Here is a 7,136-nt window from a genome sequence, read left to right as displayed (position 1 = left end):
GTTCCGGGGGCGCGCCGGCTCCGGCGGCGTGTCCGGCCGCGCTGTCGACGACGGCGCAGGCGGCGGGTTCCGGGGCGGGGACAGGGTGAAGTCCGGCTCCGTCGGCGTGGGCGCGGGTACCGGCGGGCGTGCCGGCGCCGCGGCTCCCGGGGCGTGGCGGTCGGCGCCGCACACCCCGCAGTACCGGTCGTTCGCCTCCAGAGGCTCCCCACAGCCCGGGCAGGCGGAGACTTGATCAAGCTGCGGCATCGTCACACCCATGTTCTCGGGCGGAAGCGGTTGGCCGCCTCCACCAGTTCGATCCGTTCTGCGGTGCTCGTCGCGAGCCGGGCGAGTACCCGGTACGAGCGCTCCATCCCCAGTCTGACCCCGGTCTCGTCGAGCGGGTTGCCCAGCATCCGGTGTCCCTCCCCACGGTCGCCGCCCGGGTCGCCCGCGCGACCCGCCAGCAACCAGTCCAACGCGGCCCCCAACACCTCACAGGACAGCTGTTCGGCCAGTGCCGGTTCCAGCCCCCGTTCACGGAGTGAGGCCAGCTGCCCGGCGGCGTCCAGCAGGTCGGGGAGGAGCGGTTCGGTGGCCGCCCGCTGCCGCAGCCGGGCGCGGATACCGGCGACCCGTGCCGCCGTCCAGTGTGCCGAGGTCTCCGGGACGGACTCCAGCGCCTGCACGGCGCCGGCCCGGTTGCCCATGGCCAGCCGTACCCGGGCCAGGCCGAATCCGGCGCTGACATGGCTGGGATCGGTCGCCCACACCAGCTCGTAGTAGTCGGCCGCGTTGTCGAGCTGGCCCAGGACCTCGGCGCAGAAAGCCAGCGCCAGCTTCGGCGCCACCTCCCCCGGGAACGCGTCGTACACGGCGTCGAAGGCGAGCGCGGCCGTCTCCAGGTCGTCGCAGTGCAGCGCGGTGAGGCCCCGGTACCAGACGACGCGCCAGTCGTCCCCGTTCTCGCGGGCCAGCTCCGCGAGGGTCCGGCGCGCCTCCTGGTGCTGCTCCGGGCGCTGGACGGGATCGGCGGCCAGCTCCAGCCGGGCCCGCACCTCCCGCAGCGAGCGCTCCACCGACCGCTCCGGCGCCGAGCGCAGCGCGGTCAGCAGATCGGCGGGGGTGGAGGCCATCAGGCCGGCGAGGAAACCCGCGTTGGGGTCGGCCGGGTCGACGTGCGGCACCGGCAGCGCCAGCGCCGAGGCGCGTACGTCCGGTTCGCTGGTGGTCGGCACCGCGGGCGGCGAGGCCGCGGGCGCCGGAGCGGCGGAGGCGGACGCGACCTCCGTGGACGTTCCGGGCGAGAGCCGCGCTGTGCCCGGCCCGTCCTCCCCGGCGCCGGCCCCGCCGGCGGAGGCACGGGGACCGCCTGCCGCCCGTTGCCCGAGCAGCGAGACCACCGCGCTGCCCGCGGGCAGCAACTCGGTGTCCACCACGCGCTGTTCGGGACCGAACAGGGAGGAGGCGGAGGGCCTGGGCTGCCCGGTCTGGACGGCCACGATCTCCCGCAGCACGCCGGTCAGCTGGTCCGACATCTCCGCCGCCGAGGCGAAGCGCTGCTGCGGATCGGGGTCGGTGGCGCGGACCAGCAGCCGGTAGAAGGACTCGTAGCGCTGGAAGACCTCGACGTTGTCCGGGTCGGGCAGGCTGTCCACGAAGACGCTGCTGTAGCCGTGGAAGTCGAAGGTCAGCACCGCCAGGGTGCGGGCGACGGTGTACAGGTCGGAGGCGACCGACGGGCCCAGCTCCGCGACCTCCGGCGCCTGGTAGCCGACGGTGCCGTAGATCGCCGACTCGTCGTCGTCCATCCGGCGGACGGCGCCCATGTCGATGAGCTTCAGCTGGTCGCCCTGCTGGATGGCGTTGTCGACCTTGAAGTCGCAGTACAGCAGGTTGCGGCTGTGGAGGTGGCCGATCGCGTCGAGCGCCTCGATCCCGTAGGCGCACGCCTGCTCCACCGGCATCGGGTCCCGGCGGCCGTCGGGGGTGCGCCGCGCGTTCGCCAGCTCCTTCAGCGAGCTGCCGCCGACGTACTCCATGACGATGTAGCCGTCGAGACTGCCGGTGCGGCGGTCGAGGTGTTCGACGAAGTTGTAGATGCGGACGATCGTCGCGTGCTCGATCTCCGCGAGGAACCGGCGTTCGGAGATGGCGGCGGCCATCGCGTCCTCGTCGCCGGCGTCCAGGAGCCCCTTGAGCACCACCCAGCGGTCGGCGACCGCCCGGTCGACCGCGAGGTAGATCCAGCCCAGGCCGCCGTGGGCCAGACAGCCGGCCACCTCGTACTGGCCCCGCACCACGTCGCCGCCGGCCAGTTTGGGTACGAAGGAGTAGGGGTGACCGCAACCGGTGCAGTAGCCCTCGGTGCGTCCCGGCCGGGCGTCGCGGGTCCGGCCGACCGCCGCGCCGCAGTCGGCGTTGCCGCAGAACCGCTTCCGCTCGGGTACCTCGGGGTCGGTCAGCACCACCGACCGCGGGTCCGGGCGGGGCACCTCCGGCACCGTGATCAGCCCGGCGCCCAGCCGTGCCCGGCTGCCGGCGGACGAGCCCGACCGCGAACTGCGCACCGAAACCGAGTAGTTGTTCTCCGACCGTCCGGTGGCGGCCAGCGACAGGCGCCCGGAGACCGACCGCCGCGACGCCCGGGAGGGGGAGACAGAGCGGGAGATCGCCGCCGACCAGGACGACCGGCTGGACGCCACGCTGCCGCCGCCCGTCACCGAGCCGTCACGCCGGGCCGTCCCGGTGCCGCCGGGCGCCCGCCGTTGGGCCGGAACGTCTCCTGAACCGCCGGGACCACCCGGGCCGTCCGGGCCGTCGCCGCCCGGCTCGCGGGGTGCGCCGCGCGGGCCGACCACCGGGGCCAGGCCGCAGGTGTCGCAGTACCGTTCACCGCTGCCCATGTCGTCGTAGACGCCCGGGCAACTCGGCCGCTGACAGTTCACCGCCGGTATCGCGGCATCGCTCACCGTTCTCTCCTCACATCCGCCTCCGGGCCCGCGGGGGAACCGGCCCCCCGCGCGGCCCCGGGCTCCGCACGCACACCGGGGGAGAGGGGCGCGACCGCCTCGGCCGGCGCGGGCTCCCGTCCGCCGTCCGACTCCAGCACGCGGGCCGTCGCGCGCTGGTAGCGCCGTACCGCCTCCTCGGCGGTCCGCAGGTCGCAGGGGGCGCTCCACAGCATCCGGCGGGCGGCGTCGTAGTGCTCCGTCAGTTCCGGGTGGCCGGCGCCGCCGAGGCGGGTGGCCTTGGCCCGGTAGGCGTCCAGCCGGCCCCGCAGTTCGGCGCGGACCGCAAGCGGCGCGGTGACCGCCGTCAGCGACTCGCGGGCCTGCTCCAGTTCGGCCTCCGCCCGTCGCTCCAGCCCGTCCAGCAGCGGCGACAGCAGGTGCCACTGCGCGCGGCGCCGGTAGTCGACGGCGGCCGAGAGCTGGTCGTGCAGCACGGTGGTGGCGCCGCCGACCGGAGGCACCTCCCAGGCGGCGATCCGGGCCAGCACCTCGCCGCGCGCCAGCCGGGCCTCGGCCAGTGTGCGGTCCGCCCGCGAGAGCACGTCCCGCAGCCGGATGATCCGCTCCTCGGCGTCCCGGCGGACCGAGATCACCGCGTCCACCTCCCGGCGCACGTCCTCCACGGCGTGGGCGGCCCGGTCGAAGGAGGTGGTGTCCGGCCGGCCTCCGCCCGGCGCGCTGCTGCCGCCCGTCGGAACCCAGAAGGCGAGCGGGTCACCGACCACCCGCGCGCGCAGCGTCACGAGGTCGGCGCGGACCCCGTCCAGCACGTCGCCGGCCGGGTGCGCGCCCGGCCGCACCCCCACCGAGTGGGCCAGCTCCGACAGCCGCCGGAGCTCGGCGCTGAGCAGGTCGATCCGGGTCGGCAGCGCGGACCAGACGGCGTCGGCGGCGATCACCACGCCCAGGACGTCGGCGTACCCCTCGTTCATCCGGGCGACCAGCGACTCCCAGCTGAGCCGCTCGGCGAGCCGGTCGCCGCCGGAGACCACCAGGCACTCGCCCTCCAGCAGCGCGCCCAGCTCCTCCAGTTCCTCACTTCCCGGGCTGCGGCGGCGGTCGCGGACCTCGCGCGCCCGGGAGAGCGCGTCCCCGCACACCCCGAACCACGCCCAGAGCAGGCTGACGGTGCGGTCGGCCCGCTCCCACTGCTCGCGGGTGGAGCCGCTCAGCTCGGCGCCCTCCAGCAGCCTGCGGCCCGCGTGGTCCTGGAGCGCCAGCAGCGAGGTCTCGATCGCCCCGTGCTCCGCGCCGAGCCGCGCCAGCCGCCGGTCCGCGTCCTCCCGGCTCAACACCTGGTCACTCGCCGCCTCTCAGTCCCGGTACCGGGCGTCCGGGGGCTCCGGCGACGCCTCGTCCATGTGTTCGGCGAGCCACTCGTCGTAGGACTGCCGCCAGGCGCCGCCCGCGCCGCCGTCGGTGAAGCCGGCGAGGACGGCGTTGACCCGCCGCACCAGGTCGACGTCCTCGGGGTGCATCGCCACGCCGTAGTACTCCTCGGTCAGCGGTTCGCCGACCAGCCGCATCGCCGGGTCCTGCGCGGCGTGGCCGGCGGCGAGCGCGCCGTCGGTCATCAGGGCGTCCGCCTCGCCGAGCTGAATCAGGACCAGGCAGTCCAGGTGGCTGGCGGCGGTCACCAGCTCGGCGCCCAGGCCGCGGCCCTCCCGCTCCAGCAGTGCCTGGGCGGTGGTGTCCTCGCCGCCGCACACCCGCGCGCCGTCCAGCGAGGCGTCGAAACCCTCGATCGGCGAGTCGCGTGGCGCCAGCAGCTGCTGTCCCGTGCGGAAGTAGCCGGTGGAGAAGGCCACCGAATCCCAGCGGGCACAGGTGATGGACACCGTGCGCACCACCATGTCGACCTCGCGGGCCGCGATCAGCTTCTCGCGCTCCGCCGTGGGGATCGCCTTGTAGACGATCCGTGCGTCCTCGCCGAGGAGGGCCTCGGCGATCGCCCGGCTGAGGTCGATGTCGAAGCCGACGATGTCCCCGGTGTCCGCGGCGCGGAACCCCCACAGGTAGCTGTTCTGGTCGACCCCGACCACCAGTTCGCCGTTCTCCTGGATGCGGCGCACCGCCTCGCCGTCGGCGGTGGAGGGACGGTAGCTCTCCGCCGGGTCCCGGCCGTCGTCGCAGGTCTCGCGTTCGGCCATGACCCGCGGGGCCGGGTCCTGCGCGGGGGTGGCGCCCCGGTCCGCCGCCGGCGGCTCGCCCACCGGACCGGCCGCCGGGACGGGCGGCGCGTCGGGGCCGGGGGAACGATCCGTGAGCGCGCCCGCGACCACCACGCCCGCCAGCAGAGCGGCGCCGGCCACCGCGGCCACCCTGTAACGGCGTCGGCCACGGGCGGCGGCGCCCGCCGGCGCTGTCGTGGACGGGGGCGCGACGGGGGTGCCCGGCCCCGGCGTCCCGTGTTCGGTGCCTGTCACCGGTGCCTCCCAGCTCCGCCGTGGTGCGGTCCGGCCCCGCCGAACGCGTTCACCGGTACTCCGAGAGGCGCCGTCCGATGCCGAGCACGGCGGCGCCCGCGGCGACCAGCGCCAGCGCTCCCGCGCCGAACACCAGTCCGGACAGCTGGGACCGGCCCCGCCCCGCCGCCTCCTCAAACTGCCGCTGCTCGTGCGCCACCGCCCGGGCCAGCGCGGAGTCCACCCGGTCGAAGGACTGGCCGGTGGAGTCGGTGGCTCCCGTCACCTGCCTGACGGCCGACTCGTAGTCCCCGGAGAGTTCCGACTCCCTCGCCAGCCGGTGCCGCTCCCGCCACTGCCCGGTGTGCTCGACGGCCTCCCGTACCGGTTCCCGCCCCTGGGCGTCGTCGGCCTCGTCCTCGGCGCGGCGCAGCAGACCGCCCGGCTCCTCCTCGGTGCCGGCGATCTCCGCCATGCGCGCCTGGTAGCTGTCGGCGAAGGCCGCGCCCGCGCCGCGCGCGACCAGCATGAGGTTCTCGTCACCGCGCGCCTTCAGCGCCTCGGTCCACGCCTCGTTCAGCACGTGGAGGGAGCGCGCGCCCGTGTCGTTGGCGGTCGAGATCGACGCGCCGGACACCGCGTGAGCCCCCGCCAGCCACACCAGCAGGACGCCACCGGCGACCGTCGCGGCTACCATCCCCCCGTTGAGCACCCGGTTGGTGCGCCGGTAGTGGCGTCGCTGCGCCCAGCCCAGAGCGCCCAGCGCCAGGACGCCCGAGCCCAGCGCCACCCACGGCCAGGCGCGTGCCTCGTCCAGGTCGGACCGGAACCGCGCGCGCTCCAGCTCGTAGAGCCGCTCGGCCGCCGGCAGCAGCACGTCCTGCATCTGCCGGTCCGCGTGCCGCAGGTAGGCGCCGCCGATCGGGTAGCCCTGCCGGTTGTTGGCCCGGGCCGTCTCCACCAGCCCGGTGTACACGGGAAGCCGCTCGCTGAGGAGGGTGATCGCTTCGCGGGCCTCGGGCGACCCGGAGGAGTGCGAGGCCGCGGTGCTCAGCAGGTCCGCGGCACGGCGGATGTCCTCCTCGTACCGTCCGCGCACCTCGCGGGGCTCCTCCCCGCCGGAGAGGAAGCCGGCCGCGGCGGTGGTGTTGGCGTCGGCCAGCGACCGGTAGAGCCCGGCGGCGTCGGCGCTCAGCGGCTGGCTCTCCTGGAGGACGGTGGTCGCGGCGGCGGTGCGCTCGGTGATCTGCCAGGCGGTCGTGGCGCCGAACAGCACCAGCAGCCCGGCCAGTACCGCCCCGATGATCCGCAGCCTCCCCGGCTCGGTGCGGGCGCCGGACCGCAGCCGGCTGACCCCCTCCGCCCAGGCGGTCCGGCGTGGACGTTCCGGTTCCGGCGGCGCGGGCGCCCGTTCCGCCGGGGCCCGCGGTGGTCGCGGGGCGGGGGCGGCGCCGTGCGTCGCGGAGGTGGCCGGATCGCCCGACGGCCGCCCGGCAGGGAGCACCGACGGCGCGTGCGGCGGCTGCGTCACGGTCCCGGGCCCTCCCCCTCGGCTCGTCACCCGCGGCGCGCGCGGCGGGGCGTCGTCCAGCAGTATGACCGCTGGCGACACGTCGGTGACAGGCGATTCCCGGATCTTCTCTCGATCGCGATCTTCCGCCACCGCCGCCGCCCGCCCCGCCACGGGGTTCCAGGGCCGCCACGGTGGCCCGCGGCAGTGGCGGGGGCCGGGGGC

Annotated in this window: 4 protein-coding genes; all 4 read right to left on the bottom strand. The window is 75.9% G+C overall.

The window, feature by feature from the left end:
* Positions 1–251: 251 nt before the first annotated feature.
* The 4 genes from E0D90_RS21565 to E0D90_RS21550 all read right to left on the bottom strand — a co-directional run bounded on the left by E0D90_RS21565 (position 252) and on the right by E0D90_RS21550 (position 6,932).
* The gene (locus E0D90_RS21565; RefSeq protein ID WP_130799720.1) at positions 252–2,888 is read right to left on the bottom strand and encodes a serine/threonine-protein kinase; all 2,637 of its coding nucleotides are present in this window, start codon (positions 2,886–2,888) and stop codon (positions 252–254) included.
* A 62-nt stretch (positions 2,889–2,950) separates the two neighbouring features.
* Positions 2,951–4,288, bottom strand: coding sequence for a hypothetical protein (locus tag E0D90_RS21560; RefSeq protein WP_227870386.1), 1,338 nt, complete (start codon positions 4,286–4,288; stop codon positions 2,951–2,953).
* 21 nt (positions 4,289–4,309) lie between these two features.
* On the bottom strand, positions 4,310–5,308 hold the full coding sequence (locus E0D90_RS21555) for a glutamate ABC transporter substrate-binding protein (protein WP_227870385.1): 999 nt from the start codon (positions 5,306–5,308) through the stop codon (positions 4,310–4,312).
* Between the two features lie 163 nt (positions 5,309–5,471).
* The gene (locus E0D90_RS21550) at positions 5,472–6,932 is read right to left on the bottom strand and encodes a GlnX family signal transduction membrane protein (protein WP_157996906.1); all 1,461 of its coding nucleotides are present in this window, start codon (positions 6,930–6,932) and stop codon (positions 5,472–5,474) included.
* Positions 6,933–7,136: the final 204 nt, after the last annotated feature.

The organism is Streptomyces otsuchiensis, assembly GCF_004305975.1.
Lineage (GTDB): Bacteria > Actinomycetota > Actinomycetes > Streptomycetales > Streptomycetaceae > Streptomyces > Streptomyces otsuchiensis.
The sequence above is the reverse complement of the archived record's forward strand: the minus strand, read 5'-3'. Positions and strand labels throughout refer to the sequence as shown.